The sequence below is a fragment of the Pseudomonas sp. REB1044 genome, from assembly GCF_038813925.1.
Classification (GTDB): domain Bacteria; phylum Pseudomonadota; class Gammaproteobacteria; order Pseudomonadales; family Pseudomonadaceae; genus Aquipseudomonas; species Aquipseudomonas boreofloridensis.
In genome coordinates this window covers 5,023,299-5,047,406 of record NZ_CP046139.1, presented here as the reverse complement: position 1 = coordinate 5,047,406, position 24,108 = coordinate 5,023,299, and the positions used below count along the sequence as shown (strand labels likewise).

The window sequence follows — 24,108 nt, the reverse complement described above, 5'->3', positions numbered from 1 at the left end:
ACCGGACTCAGCCACTGTGCCCCACACTCCTCAACGCCGCTGGTATGTCCCGGTCTCGCTCATCGCTGCCCTGGTGCTGCTGCCCCTGAGCGTGCTGGTGCTGTCCTGGCAGTCGATCGATGTCCAGATCTGGTCGCACCTGCTCGACACCCAGATGAGTCGTCTGCTGGGCAATACCTTGACGCTGGTGGTGGGCGTTGGCTTGGGCGTCACCCTGCTCGGCGTCAGCCTGGCGTGGCTGACTAGCCTCTGCGAATTCCCCGGCAGGCGCTGGCTGGACTGGGCGCTGATGCTGCCCTTCGCCATTCCGGCCTACGTGCTGGCGTTCGTCTTCGTCGGCCTGCTGGATTTCGCCGGTCCCGTGCAAAGCGCGTTGCGTGAACTGTTCGGTCCTCTGCGCCTGCCCCGTGTGCGCTCCACCGGCGGTGTGATCGTGGTGCTGGTGCTGGTGTTCTATCCCTACGTCTACCTGCTGGCTCGCAGTGCGTTTCTGGCCCAGGGCCGGGGGCTGATGGAGGCGGCGCGGGTACTGGGCCTCTCACCGCTGAAGGCCTTCTGGCGGGTGGCGCTGCCCATGGCGCGGCCGGCCATCGGCGCCGGCGTCGCCCTGGCACTGATGGAAACCCTGGCCGATTTCGGCGCGGTGGCGGTGTTCAACTTCGATACCTTCACCACGGCCATCTACAAGACCTGGTACGGCTTCTTCAGCCTGTCCAGCGCCGCGCAGTTGGCCAGCCTGCTGCTGTTGGCGGTCATGCTGGTGCTGTACGGTGAGCGCCGCGTCCGTGGCGCGACGCGCAGCGCCAACGAGCGTGCGCGTGGCCAGGCCCTGTATCACCTGCGAGGACTCAAGGCCCTGGCTGCCAGTGGCTGGTGCCTGCTGGTCTTCGCCTGCGCGTTCGTGATTCCGCTGCTGCAACTGCTGGCGTGGTTCTGGCAACGTGGCCGCCATGACCTGGACGAGCGCTATGCCGGGTTGATCCTGCATACCCTCTCTCTCGGTGGCATGGCGGCGCTGATCACCGTGTGCGTGGCGCTGGTGCTGGCCTTCGCCCGACGCCAGGCGCCCAGTGCCTCGATCCGCGCCGGCGTCGGGCTGGCCAATCTGGGCTATGCCTTGCCGGGATCGGTGCTGGCGGTATCGATCATGTTGGCCTTCAGCTACTTGGATAACCACCTGGTGATCCCGCTGTCCAGTTGGCTCGGTGGCGCGGGCAAGCCATTGCTATTGGGGAGCGTATCCGCCCTATTGCTGGCGTATCTGGTGCGGTTCATCGCCGTGGCCTATGGGCCGCTGGAGAGCAGCCTGGCGCGGGTCAGGCCCTCGCTGCCAGAGGCTTCGCGCAGCCTGGGCGTGGCCGGGCCGCGATTGTTTTTCAGGGTGTATCTGCCGTTGCTGGTGCCGGGCGTGTTGAGCGCTGCGTTGCTGGTCTTCGTCGATGTGCTGAAGGAAATGCCGGCGACCTTGCTCATGCGTCCGTTCGGCTGGGACACCCTGGCCGTGCGCGTCTTCGAGATGACCAGCGAAGGGGAGTGGGCGCGCGCCTCGCTGCCGGCCCTGACCCTGGTGCTGGTCGGGCTGCTGCCGGTCATCCTGCTGATCCGTCGCTCGGCGCGCGGCCCTGGGCAAGCGTGCTGAGGGTGTCAGCCCTGGCCCTTGCCGCTACAATGCGCGGCATTCGCCGAGGCCGGTCCTGCAATAGCCCGCGCTGATCGAACAGCGCCGACCGCCTCTGCCTCGCCACGCCCGGAAGGAGAAACCCATGGGACAGCGCACGCCCCTGTACGACCTGCACCTGGCGCTTGGCGCCAAGACGGTCGACTTCGGTGGTTGGGACATGCCCCTGCATTACGGCTCGCAGGTCGAAGAACATCATCAGGTGCGCCGGGATTGCGGCGTTTTCGATGTTTCCCACATGAGTGTCATCGACCTTGACGGTGCAGATGCCATGCCCTGGCTGCGCCGTCTGCTGGCCAACGATGTGATCCGCCTCGAGCGCACCGGCAAGGCGCTCTACAGCCCGTTGCTCAACGAGCAGGGCGGGGTCATCGATGACCTCATCGCCTACCGAACCGAGGCGGGCTACCGACTGGTGGCCAATGCCGCCACCCGCGAAAAGGTGCTGGCCTGGTTGAATGCCTGCTGCGCAGGCCATGCCGTGAACCTGGTCCCGCGCACGGATCTGGCCATTCTGGCCATCCAGGGCCCGCAGGCGCGCGAGAAGGTCGCAGCGCTGCTGAGTGCCGCGCGGGCGGCGCTGATCCGCACGCTCCAGCCGTTCGAGGGAGTGACCGACGGGGACTGGTTCATCGCCCGTACTGGCTATACCGGCGAGGACGGTCTGGAAATCATCCTGCCGGCCGATCAGGCGGCCACGTTTTTCTACGATCTGGTCGGCGCCGGCATCGCGCCCAGCGGCCTTGGCGCGCGCGATACCTTGCGTCTGGAAGCCGGTATGAACCTGTACGGTCAGGATATCGACGAACGCCATACGCCGCTCACGTCCAACCTGGGCTGGAGCATCGCCTGGGAGCCGGCGGAGCGCGATTTCATCGGGCGCGGCGGTCTGCTCGCGGAAATCGAGCGTGGGGTTGAAGAGAAATTGGTCGGCCTGGTATTGGAAGAACGCGGTGTCCTGCGCGCTCATCAGACCGTTCGCGTCGCCGGGATTGGCGAAGGAGAGATTACCAGTGGTAGTTTCTCTCCTACGCTGATCAAGTCCATCGCCTTGGCGCGTGTACCCATGGCCACGGGTGAGCGTGCCGAGGTGGAAATTCGCGGCAAGTGGTATCCGGTGCGCGTGGTCAAACCCACCTTCGTGCGCCACGGCAAGATTCTGATTTGAACCATTACCGGCGGTACGCCGCTGAGCCAATCGAGGAAAACGACACATGAGCAATATCCCCGCCGACCTGCGTTTTGCTGAAAGTCACGAGTGGGCTCGCCTGGAGGCTGACGGTAGCGTCACCGTGGGCATCAGCGACCATGCCCAGGAAGCTCTGGGCGATGTGGTCTTCGTCGAACTGGCCGAAGTCGGCAAGGTGTTCGCGGCGGGTGATGCCGCAGGTGTGGTCGAATCGGTCAAGGCTGCGTCGGATATCTATGCTCCGGTCGGCGGTGAAGTCATCGCCGTCAACGAAGCACTGGCCGACACGCCGGAGCAGCTCAACGAAACACCATACGAGGCCTGGATCTTCAAGCTCAAGCCGAGCAATGCGGCCGAACTGGACAAGCTGCTGGATGCTGCCGGTTACCAGGCGGCCATCAGGGAATGAGTGACCGGGGCGGCCATCAGGCTGCCCCGCACCGCACGCGAGGTGACTACTTCGCGTCGAGGTTGCTGGCCAGGATGGCGTTGGCCAAGTCCATGTCGGTGGCTTGTACACCGGGATTCTCGGCCCGTACCTGACGCATCGCGGCTTCCAGGTAAGGACCGCGGATCGCGCCGTCGCTGGCGACGAAGCTGCCAGCGTCGTCCTGTGCCGCCGCGACCAGCTTGTGGTCTTTGAAGGTCAGGTACGTGGAGGCAGTGGTCGCGCCGGAAGATATGATGTCGCGCCAGGATGCCAGGGCGGAGCCCACGGGCAGAGACAGCATGACAGCGGCCGCAATGGCGGATTTGAGACGCATGTTGAATACCTCGGAAGGTTAGGGCGCACAGGTGCCTGATTCGATCGTTTTGCCCGAGGCAAGTTCCTTTGCGCGCAAGATAGGGCGGTGCTCAGGGGCATACCCGCAGAACCTCCTGCAGGCTGGTCAGCCCCTGTGCAACCTTGTCTTCGCCGCATCGACGCAAGTCCCGCATACCTCTGGCAAAAGCTTGCTGTCGCAGGCTCGCCAGGTCCATCCGGGCGCCGATTCGCGCTCGCAGAGCTTCGCAGAGCACCAGCAGTTCGAACAGCCCGGTACGCCCCTTGTAGCCAGTTCCCCGACAGGTCCTACACGACGCATCGTTTTCTCCTGACCTTCCGTGGCAAGCCACGCAAAAGGTCCGGACCAGACGCTGGGCCATGACCGCGATCAGCGTGGCTTTGATCAGGTAGTCGGCAACGCCCAGTTCCTGCAAGCGGGTGATAGCGCTGCAGGCGTCGTTGGTGTGCAGGGTGGAAAGTACCAGGTGACCGGTCAAGGCGGCTTGCACCGCGACCTGCGCCGTTTCCCGGTCACGGATTTCGCCGATCATGATGATGTCAGGGTCCTGGCGCAGCAACGCCCGCACTCCATTGGCGAAGCTCAGGTCGAGCGCCGGCTGGACCTGCAATTGGTTCAGGCCGGGCTCCAACCGTTCGATGGGATCTTCGATGGTGCACAGGTTGATCTCGGGTGTAGCGAGGTACTTGAGGCTGGCATAGAGCGTGCTGGTCTTGCCGGAGCCGGTGGGGCCGGTCAGCAGGATAATGCCCTGGCGCCGGGCCAGTAGTGTTTGCCACTGCTCGAGCAAGCGGCCTTCCAGCCCCAGGCGCTCGAAGTCTTCATGCAACTGTTCCGGATCGAAAATGCGCAGCACCAGCTTTTCGCCGAAGGGAGTCGGTAGGGTGGACAGGCGCAATTCGATTTCGCTGGCGTCGGGCAGACGGCTTTTCAAACGACCATCCTGAGGGCGGCGTTTCTCGGCCACGTCCATTCGCCCCAGATGCTTCAGGCGGCTGACCAGTGCCAAGGTCACGCTGGCTGGAAACACGTACACCGTGTGCAGCAAGCCGTCGATGCGATAGCGCAGTTGGCCCTGATCGCCACGTGGCTCCAGGTGGATATCGCTGGCGCGCTGCTCGACGGCGTACTGCAGGAGCCAGTCGGCGATGTGCACGATGTGCGCGTCGTCGGCGTTGTTGGCCGTCGTTCTGCCACTCTGTTCCAGCAAGTGTTCCAGGGCACCCAGGCTGGCGCGCTGCTGCTGGGCACCTTGTACCGAGTGCGCCAGGTGCTGGTAGGTGTGCGTGAGTTGGCGCAGTTGCGCCGGATTGGCCAGTACGCGACGGATCGGCTGGCCAAGGCTGCGCCCCAGGTCGGCCTCCCATTCGCGCTGATAGGGCTGGGTACTGGCCACGGTGACCGCGGTGTCGTCCCTGTCCACGGCGAGGATGCCATGACGGCGAGCGAAGGCCGGGGAGATCAGGTCCGCCACCCCGGCCAGGTCGATGGTCAGCGGGTCAAGGCGTACATAGGGCAGGCCGGTCTTGTCTGCCAGCCATTGGCAGAGGGTATCCAGATCCAGTGTATGACCGGGCCGCAGGCGGTCTTTCAGGGACAGGCTGGCGAGAATCTCCAGGGGATGGCTCGGCGGGTGACTGGCGTGCTCGAGCACGCGCAGCGTATCGGCAGGGTCCAGGCGCTGCTCGGCCAGCAGCGCTTCGAGTAGGCGATTGAGGTCGAGGCTGTGATCGTGTGGGCTGTGCATGGCGGCATCCTTGCCGGGCTGCTGAAGGCCTGGGCAAGCTTAGCCGGGGTTGAAATACGGTCCGGGAAAAATGGGTTTCCGGATCTTGCGCGGTGGCAGCGGCATCGACGCATCTCAGCCAGCGACGACTTCCGACAGCCTGGGTACGTTTTCCAGCAGTACTTCGCCCACGCACACCAGGTTGCGCATTTTCTGTGCGATCACGCCGGCACGGTGCCAGCTCAGTCCGGCGATACCGATTTCCACGTGCAGCACGTCATCGTGCTGACAGACCTGCACACTGTGTGGCGTGAGAAATTGCAGAGCGAACAGGTTCAGCACTCGACACAAACTGTCGGGTTCGGCCTCGATATCCAGGCGATAACGCACCTCGGTAAGGTGGACACTGGCCGCCCAGGCATCGCTGCGCGTGGGGGTGTCTTGGCGTTCGAGTGCATTCATGAAGGTCTCCCATTGGATGCAGAGCATTCTCCCAGGTCGAAACAGGCATTTCTTCGTTATTATTCCTCGGTTGAACTGAGCCTGAGACTAGATCAAGTCTCATAACCGTAAATAAAAGGATCAATCATGCAAGGCGAACTGGATGCCTATGACCGGCGCATTCTCGAATTGCTCCAAGAAGATGCGTCCTTGTCCAGCGCGCAGATCGCCGAGCGCGTGGGGCTTTCCCAGTCCCCCTGCTGGCGACGGATACAGCGGTTGAAAGACGAAGGGGTCATCCGCGCTCAGGTCACCCTGCTCGATCGCCGTAAAGTGGGTCTGAACACGCAGATTTTCGCGGAGGTCAAGCTCAACGCCCATGGTCGCTCCAACTTCACCGAGTTCACCGAGGCGATCCGTGGATTTCCCGAAGTGCTGGAGTGCTACGTGCTGATGGGCTCGGTGGACTTCCTGCTGCGGATCGTCACGGCCGATATCGAGGCCTACGAGCGCTTCTTCTTCGAGAAGCTGTCGAACGTGCCGGGGATCCAGGAAGTGAATTCGATCGTGGCGCTGTCCGAGATCAAGTCGACCACCAGCCTGCCGCTCTAATGCAAACTGCGGGCGCAAAAAAACCGGCGCTGTGGGCGCCGGTTCGGTCAGGCTCGAAACCTTCAGAGGCCGTCGAGCATGGCTTTGTTGCGTACCGCGCCTTTGTCAGCGCTGGTCGCCAGCAGCGCGTAAGCCTTCAGGGCGGTGGTCACCTTGCGTGGTCGCGCTTCGGCGGGCTTCCAGCCTTTCTTGTCCTGATCGGCACGGCGCGCCGCCAGCTCCTCGTCGCTGACCAACAGGTTGATCGAGCGGTTGGGAATGTCGATCAGCACCTTGTCGCCATCCTTCACCAGACCAATCGCGCCGCCCGACGCCGCTTCCGGCGAGGCATGGCCGATGGACAGACCCGAGGTGCCGCCGGAGAAACGGCCGTCGGTGAGCAAGGCGCAGGCTTTGCCCAGGCCCTTGGACTTCAGGTACGAGGTGGGGTAGAGCATTTCCTGCATGCCCGGACCGCCTTTCGGACCTTCGTAACGGATGATCACGATGTCGCCGGCCTTCACTTCGTCGGCGAGGATGCCGCGCACGGCGCTGTCCTGGCTCTCGAAGATCTTGGCGGTGCCCTCGAACACGTGGATCGACTCGTCCACACCGGCGGTTTTCACGACGCAGCCGTCCAGGGCGATATTGCCGTACAGCACGGCCAGGCCGCCTTCCTGCGAGTAGGCGTGCTCGACGCTGCGGATGCAACCGTTCTCGCGGTCGTCATCGAGCGTGTCCCAGCGAGTCGACTGGCTGAAGGCGGTCTGGGTCGGGATGCCGGCTGGGCCTGCCTTGAAGAAGGTGTGCACGGCGGCGTCATCGGTCTGGGTGATGTCCCACTTGGCGATGGCTTCTTCCATGCTGCGGCTGTGCACGGTCGGCAGGTCCGTGTGCAGCAGCCCGCCACGGGCCAGCGAGCCGAGGATGCTGAAGATGCCACCGGCGCGGTGCACGTCTTCCATGTGATACTTCTGGATGTTCGGCGCCACCTTGCACAGCTGCGGTACCGTGCGTGACAGGCGATCGATGTCGCGCAGGTCGAAGGCCACCTCGGCTTCCTGGGCCGCGGCCAGCAGGTGCAGGATGGTGTTGGTCGAGCCGCCCATGGCGATGTCGAGCATCATGGCGTTCTCGAACGCCTTGAAGTTGGCGATGTTGCGCGGCAGCACCGACTCGTCGTTCTCGCCGTAGTAGCGCTTGCACAGCTCGACGATGGTGCGTCCGGCAGTGAGGAACAACTGCTCGCGGTCGGCGTGAGTGGCGAGGGTCGAACCGTTGCCCGGCAAGGCCAGGCCCAGGGCTTCGGTCAGGCAGTTCATCGAGTTGGCGGTGAACATGCCGGAGCACGAACCGCAGGTCGGGCAGGCGCTGCGCTCGTACTCGGCGACTTTTTCGTCGGAGGCCGAGGAATCGGCGGCGATGACCATGGCATCGACCAGGTCCAGGCCGTGGCTGGCCAGCTTGGTCTTGCCGGCTTCCATCGGCCCACCGGAGACGAAGATCACCGGGATGTTCAGGCGCAGGGCGGCCATCAGCATGCCGGGGGTGATCTTGTCGCAGTTGGAAATGCAGACGATGGCGTCGGCGCAGTGGGCGTTGACCATGTACTCGACGGCGTCGGCGATGATCTCGCGGCTGGGCAGCGAGTACAGCATGCCGTCGTGACCCATGGCGATGCCGTCGTCCACGGCGATGGTGTTGAATTCCTTGGCGACGCCACCGGCGCGTTCGATTTCTCGAGCGACCAACTGGCCCAGGTCCTTCAGGTGCACATGACCCGGGACGAACTGGGTGAAGGAGTTGGCGATGGCGATGATCGGCTTCTTGAAGTCATCGTCCTTCATGCCGGTGGCACGCCACAGCGCGCGGGCACCGGCCATGTTGCGGCCGTGGGTGGAGGTCTTGGAACGGTAATCAGGCATGACGCACTCCTGGCGGCTTGATCAGGTCACTGGTAAGGGGAGTGAGCTTCGCTTGTCCTTGGCGCCGCAGGCCGGTTGCCGCTGCACGGATGGGGCCGGGACTGCGCGGGATCGCCGCGTGCCTGGCCAGAGCTCATAAACCCGCCTGGGGATGTCTGGCGATGAATAGGCCGATTCTACACCGCTGGGGCGGTGAGGAAATGGCGATGTGTCTGGACGGTGGCTTTCACGACTCGCTGCGGTAGTTGTAGGACTTGTCCCAAACGCGGGTTGGGCGGTGTTCTTTCCTCGCCGCGCTCCCTATGATCCCCGCGCCGCATGTGCGGCTTCACGAGCTACTACCTCAATGGACCTTCCCAGTTTCAGTTCATCGCGAACTTGCATTCTGGCACTGAGCGCGCCGTCGCCAGGGCCTGCGAAGGCTTGAGCCCGCGTGGCTGAGGTCAGCAGGCGCCTGTCACGGCGCCTGGAGAATCTCCCATGCACTACACCCCATCCAATCCGCTCGAATTGCGCCAGGCCGCCCAGGCGCAGCGGGACCGGTTTCTGCAGGCCGACACTTACGAGGCCGGCACGGCAGGTGGGCTGATGATCAGCCAGTATTCTCACCTCGACAGCGGGCTCACGGCCAGTCAGGCCATCGACATGTTGCGCCGCGAGGCAGCAGATGCTGAAACCATCTATCAGTCCTACGTGGTGGATGCCGCGCGCAACCTGCTTGGCACCCTGTCGCTGCGCGAGCTGATCCTGGCGGCGCCCGACCAGCCGATAGACGCCATCATGGTGCGCAATGTGCTCTGCGTTAGCACCGCCACACGCCAGGAGGAAGTCGCGCGGCTGATCCGCGAGCACGACCTGCTGGCCGTGCCGGTGCTCGACGAACTTGGGCGCCTGGTGGGCATCGTCACCTGCGACGAAGCGCTGGACGTGATGGTAGAAGAGGCCACCGAGGACTTTCACAAAGGCGCGTCGATCACCAACCACATCGGCAACCTCAAGGACGCCACCATCGGCCTGATGTACCGCAAGCGCGTGCTCTGGCTGGTGGTGCTGGTGTTCGGCAATCTGTTTTCCGGGGCCGGTATCGCAGCGTTCGAAGACACCATCGCCGCGCACATCGCTTTGGTGTTCTTCCTGCCCCTGCTGGTGGACAGCGGCGGTAATGCCGGTGCCCAGTCCGCGACCTTGATGGTGCGCGGCCTGGCCACGGGCGAAGTGGTGATGCGCGACTGGATGCGAATGCTGGCCCGCGAGTGCGGCGTGGCACTGGCCTTGGGCGGCACCATGGCCGTGGCCGTGGCATCGCTCGGCGTATTGCGCGGTGGGCCGGAGATTGCCGTGATCGTGGCCAGCAGCATGCTGGTGATCGTGCTGATCGGCAGCCTCATCGGCATGAGCCTGCCGTTCCTGCTCAGCCGCTTCAAGCTGGACCCGGCTACCGCCAGTGGCCCGTTGGTGACATCGATCGCCGACGCAGTGGGCGTGTTGATCTACTTCGGTATCGCTTCGGTGGTGCTGGAGTTGTGAGGCTGGCGCAGATGTAGTGACAGGGGCATGCAGGCCTGGGAGCTCGTCCTCAGCCGGGCGCGTGCGTCGGGTCGGACGTTGATCTTCTCGGGCTTGCTGCTCCTGCTGCTCAAGGGCGTGTTGCAGTGGGCTCGGCTGCAGCGCAAGACAGCCTTTCGAGCACCAGCGCGCCGCACAGGCTCACGCCGATAAAACCCAAGCCCAGGCTCATCGGTAGGCTGGCTTGCATCATCGCGATCAGCCCGCTCGCCGCGCCCCCAATCGCGAACAGCAGCGTATTACCGAGCGCCGCTGCGGCGCCTGCGCGCTCAGGATGACGATCCAGTGCTGCGCAGGTGGCCGCGGGCCTGACGATCGTGGTGCCTGCCGTACAGACGATCATGGGCACCAAGAGCGCCGTGATGGACAACGCGGTCCATGTGAGCCAGACGACCAGCACCCCACCTGCCAGACCGATGAGCCCAAGGCCGACGCGAATCTGAGTGCGTGTCGGTATCCGCCCGTTGATCGCACTGGCGATGATGCCGCCGGCCAGGTAGGCACATCCATAGCCTAGAAAAACCATCGAAAAGGCGTACTCGGAAAGTCCCAAGCGGTTCATGAGCAGTAACGGAGATACGACGATGAAGGAAAAATGGCAGGCGAATGCAAAAGCAGAGAGGATCGAGTAGGCCAAGAAGCGAGGGTCGCGAATCAAGATGCTGTAGCTTTTCATCGCGCCGGGTATGGGAGGTTTCGAGCGGTTCTCTGTCAGTTCTTTCGCGCACAGAACGATAGCCAGGAAAGCGAAACCACTGAACACATAAAAGCTTCCCTGCCAGCCGAAAAAATTTTGCAATACGCTGCCCGCCAGCGGCGCAATGGAAATGAACAATCCGCTTGCGGTGGTCAAGATTATCCTCAAGGTATTGCGTTGATGCTCCGAGTATCGATCCTGGATGATGGCCTGGCTTAATACGAAACAGCCGCAGCCAACGGCTTGAAGTATCCGAAAGACTGTAAAGCTTATGTAATCACCCGATAAGGTGCAGCCAACCGCTCCGATGATCGATAAGTAAAGGCCGGCCTGTAGAAGTCTTTTGCGACCCATTCGGTCTGACAACGGTCCGATTGCACACTGAGAAATGGCCACGCCGATTGCGAACAAACTGACGGAGTAGGAAGCGCTTACGAGGCTGACAGAAAACGCTTGGCTGACGGCTTGGAGTGAAGGGAGCACCACATCCACAGGGAAGACGCCTAATAGCGTCATCAATGCGAGTAAAGCAAGCAGTCGTCGGCTAGGGGGGAGGGTGGGGTAGAGTTCATGCGATTATTCCAGCGCTTTTTATAAATGGAGCGTCTAATTGTTCTTGAGAAATTCTGACCGTATTGACGTATGTAGTGGGCTCAACCAGCGACGCTGCTCGCGCTGTTGATAGATCATTCGGTCGAACACGATCTAACGTGCTCTTTAAACCGCATCATTGCGACATTTCTTAGAGTAGAAAAAATATCTAGAGAGGCAAGCTTCTATATCGGCTGACAATTCTCAACAACTCGTAGGAGCTTTCCGCTGTTGCTTCGCAGGTTATCTAACGCGTAAAAAAGCCCGGCATTGGCTATCCAATACCGGGCCTTTTCAAACCGCGCCGAACCGTGGTCAGCTATTAGGCAGCAACCGGCAGGTGATGCTCTTGATGTAGCGCGTTTCGGCGATGGCCGGGTGTACCGGATGGTCCGGGCCCTGACCGCCACGCTCGAGCAGTTGCAGGTTGCGATCCAGGTGGCGGGCGCTGGTCAGCAGGATGTTGTGCAGATCGTCCTCGGGCAGGTGCATCGAGCACGAGGCGCTGACCAGGATGCCGTCCTTGTTCAGCATGCGCATGGCCTGTTCGTTGAGGCGACGGTAGGCCGCTTCGCCGTTCTTCAGGTCTTTCTTGCGTTTGATGAAGGCGGGTGGGTCGGCGATGATCACGTCGAAACGCTCTTCGGCGGCCTTGAGTTCGCGCAGTGCTTCGAACACATCGCCTTCGATGCAGGTCAGCTTGTCGGCGATGCCGTTCAGCGCGGCGTTGCGCTCGACGCCATCCAGGGCGAAGCCCGAGGCATCGACGCAGAACACTTCACTGGCGCCGAAGGCACCGGCCTGCACGCCCCAGCCACCGATGTAGCTGAACAGGTCGAGCACGCGCTTGCCTTTGACGTAGGGCGCCAGGCGCGCACGGTTCATGCGGTGGTCGTAGAACCAGCCGGTCTTCTGGCCTTCGCGCACCGGGGCTTCGAACTTCACACCGTTCTCTTCCAGGGCAACCCAATCCGGCACTTCGCCGTAGACCGTCTCGACATAGCGCGTGAGGCCTTCGGCGTCGCGTGCGGCGGAGTCGTTCTTGAACAGGATGCCGCTGGGCTTGAGCACCTGCACCAGCGCGGCGGTCACTTCGTCCTTGTGCGCTTCCATGGTGGCCGAGGCCAGTTGCACCACCAGAATGTCGTAGAAGCGATCAACCACCAGCCCAGGCAGCAAGTCGGAATCGCCGTAGACCAGGCGATAGCAGGGCTGCTCGAAGAGCCGTTCGCGCAGCGACAAGGCCACGTTCAAACGGTGCACCAGCAACGACTTGTCCAGCGCCAGCTTGCTGTCGCGCGACAGCAGGCGCGCGCAGATGAGGTTGTTCGGGCTGACGGCGACCACGCCCAGCGGCTTGCCGTTGGCCGCTTCGAGGATCGCCTGCTGCCCGGCCTTCAGGCCCTGCAGCGGGGTCGCAGCCACGTCGATCTCGTTGCTGTAGACCCACAGGTGACCGGCGCGCAAACGGCGGTCGGCATTGGCTTTGAGACGAAGGCTGGGCAGGGACATGACGTCGCTCCGGAAAAAAGAGCGGGAGTATAGCGTGTCGCTGGCGGGATTCGCAGCGCAGCGCGACGAGGCGCAGAGCGACCTCGCCGTGGCTGCGGTTCAGGCCGCGAGAGGCTCAGCTCAGCGCGTTGATCAATTGCGCGTTGAATGCCGGGATATCGTCAGGCTGGCGGCTGCTGATCAGGTTGCCGTCCACCACCACCTCTTCATCCACCCACTGACCGCCTGCATTGCGAATGTCGTCCTGCAAGGTCTTGAAGCTGGTCATGCGCTTGCCTTTGACCAGGTCGCAGGAAATCAGCAACCAGCCGCCGTGGCAGATCACCGCCAGGGGTTTGCCGGCTGCGGCGTGGCTTTTCACCAGTTTCTGCGCGCCCGAAATCAGACGGATGGTGTCGGAGTTCTGCACGCCGCCTGGCAGTACGATGGCATCGTAGGTCGTGCCTTGGGCGTCGTCGAACGTGGCATCGACCTGGAAGGCATCGGCCGGCTTGTCGTGGTTCCAGCCGCGCACGCTGCCGGTCTCCTCGCCGAGCACATCCACTTGGGCGCCGGCCTGGAGCAGCGCATCGCGTGGCCCGGTCAGCTCGACTTGCTCGAAGCCGTCGGTCACCAGAAAGGCCACGCGCTTGCCGTTGAGTTGTGCGGTCATGAGTTGTTACTCCATTTCTTCGATAGGTGTGAGAAAGGAGGCCGCCGGCTCTAAAGTAAAGTTCCCGGCGAACGATTCAGTGGTTGGTGCCCTGCCGGCGTACAGGGTTAGAATTCCCCCTTATCCCCGAGTGCGCAGCCATGTCCCAGGAACTTACCGCCGAACAGATCCAGCAAGCCTTGCAGGGCATCACCATCCCGCCCCAGCCGCAGATCATGGTGGACCTGCAGTTCGAGCAGTACATGCCCGACCCGGACCTGGAAACCATCGCCAAGCTCATCGCCCAAGACCCCGGTCTGTCCGGCGCGTTGCTCAAGTTGGTGAACTCGCCGCATTTCGGCCTGGCCAACAAGATCGGTTCGATCCAGCGCGCGGTGAACCTGCTGGGCAGCCGCTCGATCATCAACTTGATCAACGCCCAGTCGATCAAGGGCGAGATGAGCGACGAGACCATCGTCACCCTCAACCGGTTCTGGGATACCGCCCAGGACGTAGCCATGACCTGCCTGACCCTGGCCAAGCGCACCGGCATCCAGGCGGTGGACGAGGCCTACACGCTCGGCCTGTTCCATGACTGCGGCGTGCCGCTGATGCTCAAGCGTTTCCCTAACTACATGGACGTGCTGGAAGACGCCTACGCTAATGCCAGCGCGGACAACCGCGTGGTCGACACCGAAAACCGCGCCCTCAACACCAACCACTCGGTGGTGGGCTACTTCACGGCCAAGTCGTGGCGCCTGCCCGAGCACATCAGCGGCGCCATCGCCAATCACCACAACGCGCTGTCGATCTTCCGCGACGACACGTCGCGCAATGGCCAGACTCAATTGAAGAACCTGCTGGCGGTGCTGAAGATGGCCGAGCACATCTGCGCGTCCTACCAGGTGCTGGGCAACCAGAGCGAAGATCACGAATGGAACGCGGTCGGCCCGCTGGTACTCGATTACATCGGGCTGTCGGAATACGACTTCGACAGCCTCAAGCAGAACATTCGCGAACTGAGTGGCCGTTGATCCATGCCTGAGTTGCCGGAAGTCGAAACAACCCGACGCGGTATCGCGCCGTACCTCGAAGGGCAGCGGGTCAGCCGGGTGGTGGTGCGTGATCGCCGCTTGCGCTGGCCGATCCCTGAAGACCTGGATGTGCGCCTCTCGGGCCAACGCATTCTCAGCGTCGAGCGGCGGGCCAAGTACCTGCTGATCAACGCCGAGGTGGGTACGCTGATCAGTCACTTGGGCATGTCTGGCAACCTGCGCCTGGTCGAGCAGGGCTTGCCGGCGGGCAAGCACGAACACGTGGACATCGAGCTGGAATCCGGGCTGATGCTGCGCTACACGGACCCGCGTCGCTTCGGCGCCATGCTCTGGAGCCATGACCCGCTCGGTCACGAACTGCTGGCGCGCCTGGGGCCGGAGCCGCTGACCGAGCTGTTCGATGGTGAGCGGCTGTTCCAACTGTCGCGCGGGCGGTCGATGGCGGTCAAGCCGTTCATCATGGACAACGCCGTGGTGGTCGGCGTGGGCAACATCTACGCCACCGAAGCGCTGTTCGCTGCGGGTATCGACCCGCGTCGCGCTGCTGGCGGCATCAGCCGGGCGCGTTATCTGAAGCTGGCGATCGAGATCAAGCGGGTGCTCGCCGCCGCGATCGAGCGCGGCGGCACCACGTTGCGTGATTTCATCGGCGGCGACGGCCAGCCCGGCTATTTCCAGCAGGAGCTGTATGCCTACGGGCGGGGTGGCGAAGCCTGCAAGGTATGCGGCAGCGAACTGCGCGAGGTCAAGCTCGGCCAGCGCGCCAGCGTGTTCTGCCCACGCTGCCAGCGCTGAGCGCCGCTCACTCCCGGACAGCCTCCAGCACCGTGGCCTGGCCTTCCCCGCGTGGATCGCTGGCCGCTTCCAGCGTGCCCGCGTGCTTGTTCCAATACACCACCTGCTGGTTGCCGTAGCTGCGCTGCAGATCCTTGAGCGTGTAACCACGCGCCCGCAGCGCGGCCTTTTGTGCGTCGTCGAAGGTATCGGGCTCGTGCTCGATCACATCCGGCAGGTACTGATGGTGGTAGCGGGGCGTGGCGGGCCAGTCGCTCACCGGTCGTCCTTCCAGGAAACCCAGCATCGACAGCAGCACCATGCTCGGAATCCGGCTGCCGCCCGGTGTGCCGAAACTGGCGAGCTGTGACGTACTTTCCAGGAAACTGGGCGTCATGCTCGACAATGGACGCTTGCCCGCGGCCACGGCGTTGGCCTGGCTGCCGGCCAGCCCGTAGCTGTTGCTGCCGCTGGGGTCGGCGGCGAAATCGTCCATCTCGTTGTTCAGCACCACGCCGCTGCCGGGCACGGTGAAGGCGGCGCCGAACGGCAGGTTGACCGACAGCGTGGCCGAAACGGCATTGCCAGCGGCATCGATCACGGTGAAGTGAGTGGTGTGGTCGCCTTCGCGCCAGGCCGGTGCCGGTGGCAGCGCACTGCTGGGGGTCGCCTGGTGCACATCGATGCTGTCGGCCAGCGAGGTCAGGTACGAACGCGCCAGCAGGCGGTCGATGGGGTTGGCGACGTAGTCTGGATCGCCCAGCAAACCCCGGTCGCGATAGGCGCGGCGCAGCACCTCGACCACGTAGTGGCTGCGTTGCACCGGCTCGGCGCTCTGCCAGGGCAGGCGCTGGAGCATCGCCAGGCTTTGCGCCAGCGCCACGCCACCCGCCGACGGCGGTGGGCTGCTGATCAGTTCGCGCTGATCGGCCAGGCTGTAACGCAGCGGCTGGCGCCAGGCCGTGCGGTAATCAGCGAGGTCGTCGAGCGTCCACAGCCCTCCGGCCTGGCGGACGCCTGCCACCAGTCGCCGCGCGACCGCTCCGCCATAGAAGCCATCGCGGCCGTGGTCGGCCAGCGCCTGCAGGGTGGCAGCGAGTTCGGGCTGGCGGATACGGGTGCCGAGAGCGGGCACCTGCTGGTCGCGCAAGAACAGGCGGGTGCTTTCGGCGTCGGCGCGCAGCGCGTCAAGGCGCATGCTGGCGCGGTCGCGGTAGATGCGGTCGACGGTAAAGCCTTGGTTGGCCAGGCGGATGGCCGGGGCCAGGCTGTCTTTGAGCGGGAGTTTGCCGTGGGTGGCGGCGAGGTCGGCGAGGGCTTGGGGCAAGCCGGGAATGGCGGCGGCCAAGGGCCATTGACGGACAGGCCCGCACGGACCTTGCCATTTTCCAGGTACATGTCCTGCGAAGCCGCAGCAGGCGCGCGTTCGCGGGCATCGAGGAAGGCGTAGCGCGTTGGCTCGCCCTGTTCGCGCAGCAGGAAGAACCCGCCGCCGCCCAGCCCCGAACCGTATGGTTCGACCACGGCCAGTGCGGCACTGATGGCGATGGCGGCGTCGAAGGCGTTGCCGCCCTGCGCCAGTACCTGTCGCGCGGCGGCCGTGGCGTCGGCGTGCGGGCTGGCGATGGCGGCCCGACCTGGGCCGTCGGCGAGCGCGGCGCTGGCCAGCAGCGCCAGGGCGGCGCCGAGCAGCGCCTGGCGAATCGCGCCGAGCACGGTCATCAGGCCTTGCCGGTGATCCGGCGGTACTTGGCCATCAGCTCGTCTTCGGTTTCCGGGTGCGCGTCATCCAGGGGGATGCAGTCGACCGGGCAGACCTGCTGGCACTGCGGCTCGTCGTAATGGCCCACGCACTGGGTGCACAGGTTCGGATCGATCACGTAGATCTCCTCGCCCTGGGAGATGGCGGCGTTCGGGCACTCGGGTTCGCAGACGTCGCAATTGATGCAATCGTCGGTGATGATCAGGGACATTGGGACTCCGGCCAGGGCTCGCCGCCCAGGCATGTATCAAGGCAATGCGCGCAATTGTGCCGCATTACTGCGCGCAGTGCACGCAGGCGCGGTGTCGCGCCCACGTGGCGTTACGGCGAGCATGACTACTTCTTGAAGCGTTCGGTCAGTGCGTCGGCCACGGAGGGGTGGACGAACTTGCTGATATCGCCGCCCAGCGCGGCGATCTCCCGCACCAGGGTCGAGGAAATGAACGAATAACGTTCCGACGGTGTGAGGAACAGGCTCTCCACGTCCGGCGCCAATTGGCGATTCATGTTCGCCAACTGGAATTCGTATTCGAAATCGGACACCGCACGCAGCCCGCGCAGAAACACATTGGCGCCCTGCTCCTTGGCGAATTGCGCCAGCAGGGTGGAGAAGCCGATGACCTCGACATTGGGCAGGTGCTTGGTGACCTCACGAGCCAGCGCCACCCGTTGTTCCAGCGGGAACAGCGGATTCTTCTTGGGGCTGGCGGCCACCGCGATGACCACTTGGTCGAACAGGCGGGACGCGCGCTCGACCAGGTCGCCATGGCCTTTGGTGATGGGGTCGAAAGTACCCGGGTACAACACTCGGTTCATCGCGTCATCCTGGCTGGAGTGCGTTGGGGAGTCGGATGGTAGCGCAGCGACTGCTGCCGGGCCAAGTCATGTGACCGGCTGATGGCACTATAGACAGTGCGTCTATTGGCTGTCATGCCCGCGCTGCCATCAGCGGATGAACAGGCGCTGCACCAGGCGCTGCAGCGCCGTGCCGTAGGGCGGGTAGATCAGCCTGGCCAGGTTGACGCGCTGCTTGACCAGCACGGCCTTGGCCTTGCTGAAGGTCTGGAAACCCGCCTGGCCATGGTAATGACCCATCCCGGAGGGGCCGATCCCGCCGAACGGCAAGTCATCCTGGGCAACGTGGAGCAGGGTGTCGTTCAGGCAGACGCCACCGGAGTGGCTGTGCGCCAGCACGCGAGCCTTTTGCCGGCGATCGTAGCCGAAGTAGTACAGGGCCAGTGGGCGAGGGCGCTGGGCGATGTAGGCCAGGGCGTCGTCCAGATCGTCGTAGGGCACCAGCGGCAGCAGCGGGCCGAAGATCTCCTGTTGCATCACCTGCATGTCATCGCTTACCTGCAGCAGCAGGTGCGGTGGCAGTCGCCGGCCCTGGCGCGCTTCCTGCGGATACAGGTCGAGCACCTGGGCGCCTTTGTCGCGTGCGTTCTGCAGCAGGTGTTCGAGGCGCCGCAACTGGCGCGAGTTGATGATGGCGCTGTAGTCGGGGTTGTCGGCGATGCGCGGGTACAGCCGGGTCACGGCCGCCCGATAGGCCTGGGCAAACGCGTCCAGCTGCTGGCGTGGGACCAGCACGTAGTCCGGGGCCACGCAGGTCTGCCCGGCATTGAGCGTCTTGCCGAAGGCGATGCGTTCGGCGGCCATGGTCAACGGCACGTCGGGCGCGACAATGGCGGGCGACTTGCCGCCCAGCTCCAGGGTCACTGGCGTGAGGTTGGCCGCTGCGGCCTGCATGACCTGGCGGCCGATGGCCGTGGCGCCGGTGAACAACAGGTGATCGAACGGCAACCGGGCGAAGGCCTGGGCGACATCGACCTCACCCAGCACCACGCTGACCAGGTCGCTCGGGAACACCTGTTCGAGCAGGTGCTTGAGCAGCGCAGCGGTCTGCGGCGTGGCCTCGCTGAGCTTGAGCATGACGCGGTTGCCCGCCGCCAGCGCATCGGTGAGCGGACCGATGCTCAGGAACAGCGGGTAATTCCAGGGAACGATGATGCCGACCACGCCCAACGGCTGCCACAGCACGTGGGCGCGGGCCGGTTGAAACGCCAGGCCCACCTTGCGCCGCTGGGGTTTCATCCACCGTCGCACGCGGCGTTCGGCATGCCGCAGCCCGTGCACGGTAGGCAGCAGTTCGGCGAACAGGGTTTCATCGGCGCTGCGTCCACCGAAGTCGGCGTCGATGGCGTCGATCAAACGCTCGCGATTAGCCAGCAGGGTTTCGCGCAGGTGCCTCAGCCATTGCCTGCGCTGATCGGCGGGTGGCATCGGGTGGGCGGCAAACGCGCGGCGCTGAGCGTCGAACAAGCGTTGCAGGGCGAGGTCGGATGATTCAACGGGCGGGGGATTGGACGAACTCACGGCAGCTCCGTGCAAAGTGGGCATCTGGCCAGCTTATACTCCCTACGCCTCGGTCCGTGAACCTGTCGCTGGCTGCCATGCGATCAGGTCCATAGCCGCTTCAATCAGGCCCTGGCGCATGCCTGCCGGGCCGTTCGTGCCATCGATAGGAGACTGTCATGCCGCTTGCGCAACTGATCACCCCGCCGCAACTGGCCGAGCGCCTGGGTTCGCCAGGACTGGTGATTCTCGACTGCCGTTTCGCCCTTGAAGACCCTGACTACGGCCAGCGCAGCTATGCCGAGGGGCATATCGAAGGGGCGCATTTCGCCGACCTGGAGCGCGACCTCAGCGGACCTGTGATCAAGGGCCGCAGTGGCCGACATCCACTGCCTGATCCGCAGCGGCTGGTCGAGCGCCTGCGCGCCTGGGGCGTGGACAGCGACAGCCAGGTGGTGCTCTACGACGATGGTCCCGGCGCCTATGCCGCCCGCGCCTGGTGGCTGCTGGCTTGGCTGGGCAAACGTGACGCAGTGTTCCTCCTCGACGGTGGGCTCAAAGCCTGGCATGCCGCGCATCTGCCGCTGAGCCTGGACCCGCCGCCGCAGCGCGAGGGCAGTTTCGCCGGTGAGCCGGACCTTGCGCTGCTGATCGATGCCGAGCAGTTGGCCAATCGCCTGGACGCGCCTGATTTGACCTTGATCGATGCGCGGGCGCTGCCGCGCTTTCGCGGGGAAGTCGAGCCGATCGACCCGGTGGCCGGACACATCCCTGGCGCACAGTGCGCCGCGTTCACCGACAACCTGGGTGCCGACGGACGCTTCCTGCCTCCCGAGCAATTGCGCCAGCGCTTCGACCAGACGCTCGCGGGCCGCTCACCGCAACAGTTGGTGGCGTATTGCGGTTCGGGCGTCACGGCTTGCCACAACCTGTTCGCCTTGGCGCTGGCGGGCTATCCGCTGGGTCGGCTGTACGCCGGCTCCTGGAGCGAGTGGATCAATGACGCCGACCACGCCATCGAGATCGGCGACTGAAAGAGGCCCCGCTTAACCCAATCCGCCCAGCCACTGCGGAATCCGCCGTTCCAGGTAGTAGCCCGGAGCGCGCAGGCTGCCTTCGACGAAACCCACATGGCCGCCGTGCCGATGCAGTTCGAATTCGGTCTGCGGCGCCAATTCTTCTGGTGTCGGCAGGCTGTGGTCGAACACGAAGGGATCGTCCTGGGACTGGATGATCAGGGTCGGGGTGCGGTTCTCGCCCAGGTAGTAGCGGCTGGAGGCGCGGCGATAATAGTCGTGCGCGTCGCTGAAACCGTGCAGGGGCGCCGTTACCCGGCCATCGAAATCCCAGAAGGTGCGCAGGTTGCGCAGCGGCCCCAGGCCCTCGAGGGCCGCCAGCGCTTCAACGTGCCCCTGCGCCTGGAAATGGCGCTGCTTGACCTGCACGTAGCTCAGCATCTCGCGCATGAAATGCGCCTGATAGATCTTCGAGAAGCCCAGGCCGATGCGGTCGGCGCACTGGTCCAGGCGGAACGGCACCGAAACCGCCACTGCGCCCTGAAGTGCGCTGGCCGCGCCGGTTTCACCCAGGTACTTGAGCAGCACATTGCCGCCCAGCGAATAGCCCACGGCGTACAACGGCGCCAGCGGACGTCGGGCGCGCAGGTGGCGGACGGTTTCGCCGAGGTCTTCGCTGGCGCCGGAATGGTAGCTGCGCGCAAGCCGATTCGGTTCGCCCGAGCAGCCCCGCCAGTTCAGCGCGACGCTGGCCCAGCCTTGCGCCTCAAGTGCCTGTTGCAGGCCCTTCACGTACGGCGAGTCGGACGAGCCGGTCAGGCCGTGCAGCACCAGCACCAGCGGCGTCTCGGTCTGGTCAGGGCCGTACCAGTCCAGGTCGAGAAAGTCGCCATCCTCCAGCCACAACCGCTCTCGGGCGCGCCGCAGCGCAGGCAGTTTGCGCCACAGCGGTCCCCAAAGCGTTTGCAGGTGCGGGTTCGACAGGCCGCGGGCCGGACGAAAGAGGGCGGTGGGACTGGGCATGCTGGGCAACTCGTGATGGGCCTGCCTAGAGTGCCATGAAACAGCGCACCTGTACCGCGCTTAGTGGTCGGCGCCGACGAGCGCCGGCAATGGTTTCTGCGCCACGTTCGGACCGACGCTGACCACCACGCAGCGGTTTGGGTCGAAGGCCTGCCGGGCTGCCGCCTGAACCTGCGCCGCGCTGACCTGGGCCAGGCGCGCTGAATAACTGCTGCAATGGTCGGCCGGCAGCCCTTGGGCGTTGATCTCGGCGAGCAGGGTGGCCAACTCCTCGTCGTCGGCGAAGGTGCGCAACTGCTTGCCGAGCAGTTGGCTGCGCGCCATGTCCAGCTCGACGGGATTCGGGCCTTGCTCGATGAAACAACGCAGCACCAGCCGGACCAGTTCCAGCGAGGCGTCGAGGTACTGAGGCTGGATGTCCCACGACACGATCAACACGCTCGCCGCGCGATAGTGGTGCAGACGGCTATGGATCGCGTAGGTCAGCGCGCGGCGCTCGCGCAGTTCGCTGACCAGCCGCGACTGGAAGCTGCCCCCGACTATCTGGTTGGCCATCAGCAGCGCCGGGTAGTGTGGATCGTCCGGCAGCGTATCCAGCGCGAAGGTGAGCTTGAGCGTGACGTTGTCCGTCGCGGTCTCGTTGCCGGGCTCTTCGATACGCAGCGCGCCCGGCTGGCCGGTGGCCTGCGCCTTGGCCACGGTCGGGAGGGGCTGTTCGGTTGCCGTGAACGCTTGGCTCAGTGAGGCCAGCAAGGCGTGCGCCTGTTCGTGCGGCAGGTCTGCGACCAGGGTGATCTCCAGGTTCGCAGCGCTGTAGGCGCGCTGGTGGAAGTCGACGATCTGCTGGCGATCGAGGGTGGCGAGACTGGCGACGGTGCCGTGGTGATCCTGGGTGTAGGGGTGCGCGGCATACAGCAGGCGCAGCGTTTCGACGTTGAGCCGGTTTTGCGCTTTGGCTTCGCGGCGGCGCACATAGTTGAGCACGCGCGTGCGCATCCGTTCGAGGGCCGTGGGCTCGAAGCTCGGGCGTGCGCACACGTCCGTCAGCAGCGCCAGGGCGTCGCTGCGCAGCCCTGCGTGGGCCGGGCAGCGCAGGCGCAGGATGGCGTCGTCAGGGGTGACGTTGCGGCTGAAGGTGGCACCCAGGGCCTTGAATCGCTCAGCGATCTGCGCGGCGTCCCATTGCCCGCCGCCTTGGTCGAGCATGTACAGCGTCAGTGCCGCCAGGCCCGGGGTATCGCCGTCATGACACGCGCCGGCCTTGAAGCGCAGTTGCAGATCGAACATCGGCGCGCCCTCGCTGGCGACGAAGCACACCTTGCTGCCCTGCGCCGTGTGCCACTGCTGCAGCGGTCGTTGCGTGCTGTCCAACGCGATCTCCGGCAGACCTTGCGCCGACATCAGCGCGGACATGTCCACGGCGGCGATGCCGGGCGACAGATCGGCGCAGGTCAGCACGGGGTGTTCATCGATGACCGGCGTGACGGCGCACAGGTGGGTGACGGTCGATCGCTCGCGAGTCAGGTAGGTGTCGATTGCGTGCTGGATGTCCTGCTCGGTGATCGAGGCCAATGTGCGCAGGTGTTGTTGGCGCAGGGCGGGCGCAGTGCCGCCGATCACGCTCCAGCCGATGGCATCGGCCTGGCCGGTGAGGCTGGCTTGGGCGGCGGCATGCTGTGCCAGCAAGTGGAATTTGGCGTTCTCGATGTGCTGGGCGCTCACAGGCGCTGTCCGAAGCCCATCGATGACGTTCCACACGGCTTGCTCGGCGGCGGCCGGGGTATGCCCGGGGGCGACGTAACCGGCGAAGTTGAGCAAGGTGTCGCCACGCACCTGATAGTCGTACGAAGGGTCGATGCCGGTCATCACGTGCTGTCCGCGCACCAGTTGGCTGTGCAGCAGCGACGAAGCGCCTCTGCCCAGCAGTTCGGCGACGATTCTCAACGCATGCACGCTGCGCGGTTCATCGCAGGTTGCCAGGCTCGGAACATTGAAGGCCATTAGCAAGCCATCGCGCAGGCCGGGCAGGGTCACCGACTGACTGCGCGCGTGCAGGGGCGTTGCGTGACGAGGGACTTCCGGAGGCGGCAGCGGTACGGCCTCGTGAGCGGCAAAATGCCGTTCCACCAGACGCTGAAGAGCGTCGGCCTCGACGTCTCCGACCACCACCAGCGTGGCGTTGTTCGGCGCGTAACGATTCCGGTACCAGGTCCGTAGCGCGCTCAGGCTCATGTCCTCCAGATCCCGTGCTTGACCATAGTGGGGTGTGCCATAGGGGCTGGTGCCGTGGGCCAGGGCATGGTGGCGTTCTATGGCCTGTTGCACAGGACGGTTGTCGATTTTCAGGCGACGCTCGTCGCGCACGGCGGTCCGGGCTTTCTCGAAGGCCTGTTCACTCAGGCGGGCATTGACCATGGTATCTGCCAGGATCTCCAGCGCCACTTCCAGTCGCGAGGCTGGCAGGACCATGGTGTAGACGGTGGCGTCTTGCAGGGTCTGGGCGTTGTTGTTGCCGCCCAGCCACTCGATGACGCGAAGGTACTGACCGGTGGCGAGTTTTTCGCTGCCCTCGAAAATCATGTGCTCCAGTACATGGGACAGATTGGTATGGCCCGGCGCCTCGTGACTGGAGCCCACATGGTAGTAAAGGTGCACGCACACCAAGGGGCTGCGTCGATCTTGCTGGAAGTGGACAGCGAGGCCGTTGGGCAAGGTGAAGTGCTGTTGAGGCGAGTGGGGCGCGGTGATCAGGTCTTCGAGTGCGAGGGGGGATGCTTGCATGGGGGCGCTG

20 protein-coding genes and 1 pseudogene are annotated in these 24,108 nt (G+C 64.5%); 8 read left to right on the top strand and 13 right to left on the bottom strand.

Features of this window, described 5'->3' with window-relative positions; all coding sequences use genetic code 11:
• The first annotated feature begins 16 nt into the window (after nucleotides 1-16).
• The 3 genes from GKC70_RS22785 to gcvH all read left to right on the top strand — a co-directional run bounded on the left by GKC70_RS22785 (nucleotide 17) and on the right by gcvH (nucleotide 3,276).
• The gene (locus tag GKC70_RS22785; RefSeq protein WP_342650007.1) at nucleotides 17-1,639 is read left to right on the top strand and encodes an iron ABC transporter permease; all 1,623 of its coding nucleotides are present in this window, start codon (nucleotides 17-19) and stop codon (nucleotides 1,637-1,639) included.
• Between the two features lie 124 nt (nucleotides 1,640-1,763).
• Nucleotides 1,764-2,846, top strand: a complete 1,083-nt coding sequence (gene gcvT, locus GKC70_RS22780) for a glycine cleavage system aminomethyltransferase GcvT (protein WP_342650006.1) — start codon at nucleotides 1,764-1,766, stop codon at nucleotides 2,844-2,846.
• Between the two features lie 46 nt (nucleotides 2,847-2,892).
• Entirely contained in the window at nucleotides 2,893-3,276 is a 384-nt protein-coding gene (gene gcvH, locus GKC70_RS22775) for a glycine cleavage system protein GcvH (protein WP_342650005.1), read from the top strand.
• Between the two features lie 46 nt (nucleotides 3,277-3,322).
• On the opposite strand, the gene GKC70_RS22770 is transcribed toward gcvH, so the two are convergent.
• The 3 genes from GKC70_RS22770 to GKC70_RS22760 all read right to left on the bottom strand — a co-directional run bounded on the left by GKC70_RS22770 (nucleotide 3,323) and on the right by GKC70_RS22760 (nucleotide 5,840).
• A complete protein-coding gene (locus GKC70_RS22770) occupies nucleotides 3,323-3,631 on the bottom strand; it encodes a DUF2388 domain-containing protein (protein ID WP_039582522.1) in 309 nt (102 codons plus the stop codon).
• Between the two features lie 91 nt (nucleotides 3,632-3,722).
• Nucleotides 3,723-5,399, bottom strand: a complete 1,677-nt coding sequence (locus GKC70_RS22765; protein WP_342650004.1) for an ATPase, T2SS/T4P/T4SS family — start codon at nucleotides 5,397-5,399, stop codon at nucleotides 3,723-3,725.
• A 114-nt stretch (nucleotides 5,400-5,513) separates the two neighbouring features.
• Nucleotides 5,514-5,840 (bottom strand): hypothetical protein, encoded by a 327-nt coding sequence (locus GKC70_RS22760; protein ID WP_029612401.1) that lies wholly within the window; start codon nucleotides 5,838-5,840, stop codon nucleotides 5,514-5,516.
• Nucleotides 5,841-5,966: 126 nt separating this feature from the next.
• Between GKC70_RS22760 and GKC70_RS22755 the strand changes: the two genes are divergently transcribed.
• On the top strand, nucleotides 5,967-6,431 hold the full coding sequence (locus GKC70_RS22755) for an Lrp/AsnC family transcriptional regulator (protein ID WP_342650003.1): 465 nt from the start codon (nucleotides 5,967-5,969) through the stop codon (nucleotides 6,429-6,431).
• 62 nt (nucleotides 6,432-6,493) lie between these two features.
• Here GKC70_RS22755 and ilvD read toward each other — a convergent pair whose 3' ends face one another.
• Nucleotides 6,494-8,335 (bottom strand): dihydroxy-acid dehydratase, encoded by a 1,842-nt coding sequence (gene ilvD / locus GKC70_RS22750; RefSeq protein WP_029612398.1) that lies wholly within the window; start codon nucleotides 8,333-8,335, stop codon nucleotides 6,494-6,496.
• 480 nt (nucleotides 8,336-8,815) lie between these two features.
• Between ilvD and mgtE the strand changes: the two genes are divergently transcribed.
• Nucleotides 8,816-9,862 carry a magnesium transporter gene (mgtE, locus tag GKC70_RS22745; RefSeq protein ID WP_342650002.1) on the top strand — a complete coding sequence of 349 codons (1,047 nt, stop codon included), beginning with the start codon at nucleotides 8,816-8,818 and terminating at the stop codon, nucleotides 9,860-9,862.
• 109 nt (nucleotides 9,863-9,971) lie between these two features.
• Here mgtE and GKC70_RS22740 read toward each other — a convergent pair whose 3' ends face one another.
• The 3 genes from GKC70_RS22740 to GKC70_RS22730 all read right to left on the bottom strand — a co-directional run bounded on the left by GKC70_RS22740 (nucleotide 9,972) and on the right by GKC70_RS22730 (nucleotide 13,353).
• Nucleotides 9,972-11,114 (bottom strand): MFS transporter, encoded by a 1,143-nt coding sequence (locus GKC70_RS22740; RefSeq protein WP_342650001.1) that lies wholly within the window; start codon nucleotides 11,112-11,114, stop codon nucleotides 9,972-9,974.
• Between the two features lie 390 nt (nucleotides 11,115-11,504).
• Complete coding sequence (locus tag GKC70_RS22735) at nucleotides 11,505-12,701, bottom strand: class I SAM-dependent rRNA methyltransferase (RefSeq protein WP_342650000.1); 1,197 nt, start codon at nucleotides 12,699-12,701, stop codon at nucleotides 11,505-11,507.
• Between the two features lie 115 nt (nucleotides 12,702-12,816).
• Entirely contained in the window at nucleotides 12,817-13,353 is a 537-nt protein-coding gene (locus tag GKC70_RS22730) for a type 1 glutamine amidotransferase domain-containing protein (protein WP_342649999.1), read from the bottom strand.
• A 194-nt stretch (nucleotides 13,354-13,547) separates the two neighbouring features.
• Here GKC70_RS22730 and GKC70_RS22725 point away from each other — a divergent pair, with 194 nt between their 5' ends.
• Together GKC70_RS22725 and mutM are read left to right on the top strand one after the other, a co-directional pair.
• Nucleotides 13,548-14,366, top strand: a complete 819-nt coding sequence (locus GKC70_RS22725; RefSeq protein ID WP_295486443.1) for an HDOD domain-containing protein — start codon at nucleotides 13,548-13,550, stop codon at nucleotides 14,364-14,366.
• A 3-nt stretch (nucleotides 14,367-14,369) separates the two neighbouring features.
• Nucleotides 14,370-15,182 carry a bifunctional DNA-formamidopyrimidine glycosylase/DNA-(apurinic or apyrimidinic site) lyase gene (gene mutM / locus GKC70_RS22720; RefSeq protein ID WP_342649998.1) on the top strand — a complete coding sequence of 271 codons (813 nt, stop codon included), beginning with the start codon at nucleotides 14,370-14,372 and terminating at the stop codon, nucleotides 15,180-15,182.
• Between the two features lie 7 nt (nucleotides 15,183-15,189).
• Here the strand turns inward: mutM and ggt are convergent.
• The 4 genes and pseudogenes from ggt to GKC70_RS22700 form a co-directional block, all read right to left on the bottom strand.
• Nucleotides 15,190-16,883, bottom strand: a pseudogene (ggt, locus tag GKC70_RS22715) (gamma-glutamyltransferase).
• Nucleotides 16,883-17,134 carry a YfhL family 4Fe-4S dicluster ferredoxin gene (locus GKC70_RS22710; RefSeq protein WP_039582535.1) on the bottom strand — a complete coding sequence of 84 codons (252 nt, stop codon included), beginning with the start codon at nucleotides 17,132-17,134 and terminating at the stop codon, nucleotides 16,883-16,885. Before GKC70_RS22710 ends, ggt begins: the two are co-directional and overlap by 1 nt.
• Nucleotides 17,135-17,259: 125 nt before the next feature.
• Nucleotides 17,260-17,739 carry a pantetheine-phosphate adenylyltransferase gene (gene coaD, locus GKC70_RS22705; RefSeq protein ID WP_317870968.1) on the bottom strand — a complete coding sequence of 160 codons (480 nt, stop codon included), beginning with the start codon at nucleotides 17,737-17,739 and terminating at the stop codon, nucleotides 17,260-17,262.
• A gap of 129 nt (nucleotides 17,740-17,868) precedes the next feature.
• Nucleotides 17,869-19,299: a coniferyl aldehyde dehydrogenase gene (locus tag GKC70_RS22700; protein ID WP_342649997.1), complete on the bottom strand. Its 1,431-nt coding sequence runs from the start codon at nucleotides 19,297-19,299 to the stop codon at nucleotides 17,869-17,871.
• Nucleotides 19,300-19,457: 158 nt separating this feature from the next.
• Here GKC70_RS22700 and GKC70_RS22695 point away from each other — a divergent pair, with 158 nt between their 5' ends.
• Entirely contained in the window at nucleotides 19,458-20,312 is an 855-nt protein-coding gene (locus tag GKC70_RS22695) for a sulfurtransferase (protein ID WP_342649996.1), read from the top strand.
• A gap of 12 nt (nucleotides 20,313-20,324) precedes the next feature.
• Here the strand turns inward: GKC70_RS22695 and GKC70_RS22690 are convergent, their stop codons facing one another.
• Together GKC70_RS22690 and GKC70_RS22685 are read right to left on the bottom strand one after the other, a co-directional pair.
• Nucleotides 20,325-21,317 (bottom strand): hydrolase, encoded by a 993-nt coding sequence (locus GKC70_RS22690; RefSeq protein WP_304484863.1) that lies wholly within the window; start codon nucleotides 21,315-21,317, stop codon nucleotides 20,325-20,327.
• A gap of 60 nt (nucleotides 21,318-21,377) precedes the next feature.
• Complete coding sequence (locus GKC70_RS22685) at nucleotides 21,378-24,098, bottom strand: pitrilysin family protein (protein WP_342649995.1); 2,721 nt, start codon at nucleotides 24,096-24,098, stop codon at nucleotides 21,378-21,380.
• Nucleotides 24,099-24,108: the final 10 nt, after the last annotated feature.

Coding starts and splice junctions, on each gene's coding strand:
- GKC70_RS22770 (WP_039582522.1), bottom strand. CDS start 3,631: ATGCGTCTCAAATCCGCCATTGCGGCCGCTGTCATGCTGTCTCTGCCC.
- GKC70_RS22695 (WP_342649996.1), top strand. CDS start 19,458: ATGCCGCTTGCGCAACTGATCACCCCGCCGCAACTGGCCGAGCGCCTG.
- GKC70_RS22730 (WP_342649999.1), bottom strand. CDS start 13,353: ATGACCGCACAACTCAACGGCAAGCGCGTGGCCTTTCTGGTGACCGAC.
- gcvT (WP_342650006.1), top strand. CDS start 1,764: ATGGGACAGCGCACGCCCCTGTACGACCTGCACCTGGCGCTTGGCGCC.
- coaD (WP_317870968.1), bottom strand. CDS start 17,739: ATGAACCGAGTGTTGTACCCGGGTACTTTCGACCCCATCACCAAAGGC.
- mutM (WP_342649998.1), top strand. CDS start 14,370: ATGCCTGAGTTGCCGGAAGTCGAAACAACCCGACGCGGTATCGCGCCG.
- GKC70_RS22685 (WP_342649995.1), bottom strand. CDS start 24,098: ATGCAAGCATCCCCCCTCGCACTCGAAGACCTGATCACCGCGCCCCAC.
- GKC70_RS22740 (WP_342650001.1), bottom strand. CDS start 11,114: ATGACGCTATTAGGCGTCTTCCCTGTGGATGTGGTGCTCCCTTCACTC.
- GKC70_RS22765 (WP_342650004.1), bottom strand. CDS start 5,399: ATGCACAGCCCACACGATCACAGCCTCGACCTCAATCGCCTACTCGAA.
- gcvH (WP_342650005.1), top strand. CDS start 2,893: ATGAGCAATATCCCCGCCGACCTGCGTTTTGCTGAAAGTCACGAGTGG.
- GKC70_RS22735 (WP_342650000.1), bottom strand. CDS start 12,701: ATGTCCCTGCCCAGCCTTCGTCTCAAAGCCAATGCCGACCGCCGTTTG.
- GKC70_RS22760 (WP_029612401.1), bottom strand. CDS start 5,840: ATGAATGCACTCGAACGCCAAGACACCCCCACGCGCAGCGATGCCTGG.
- mgtE (WP_342650002.1), top strand. CDS start 8,816: ATGCACTACACCCCATCCAATCCGCTCGAATTGCGCCAGGCCGCCCAG.
- GKC70_RS22690 (WP_304484863.1), bottom strand. CDS start 21,317: ATGCCCAGTCCCACCGCCCTCTTTCGTCCGGCCCGCGGCCTGTCGAAC.
- GKC70_RS22710 (WP_039582535.1), bottom strand. CDS start 17,134: ATGTCCCTGATCATCACCGACGATTGCATCAATTGCGACGTCTGCGAA.
- ilvD (WP_029612398.1), bottom strand. CDS start 8,335: ATGCCTGATTACCGTTCCAAGACCTCCACCCACGGCCGCAACATGGCC.
- GKC70_RS22755 (WP_342650003.1), top strand. CDS start 5,967: ATGCAAGGCGAACTGGATGCCTATGACCGGCGCATTCTCGAATTGCTC.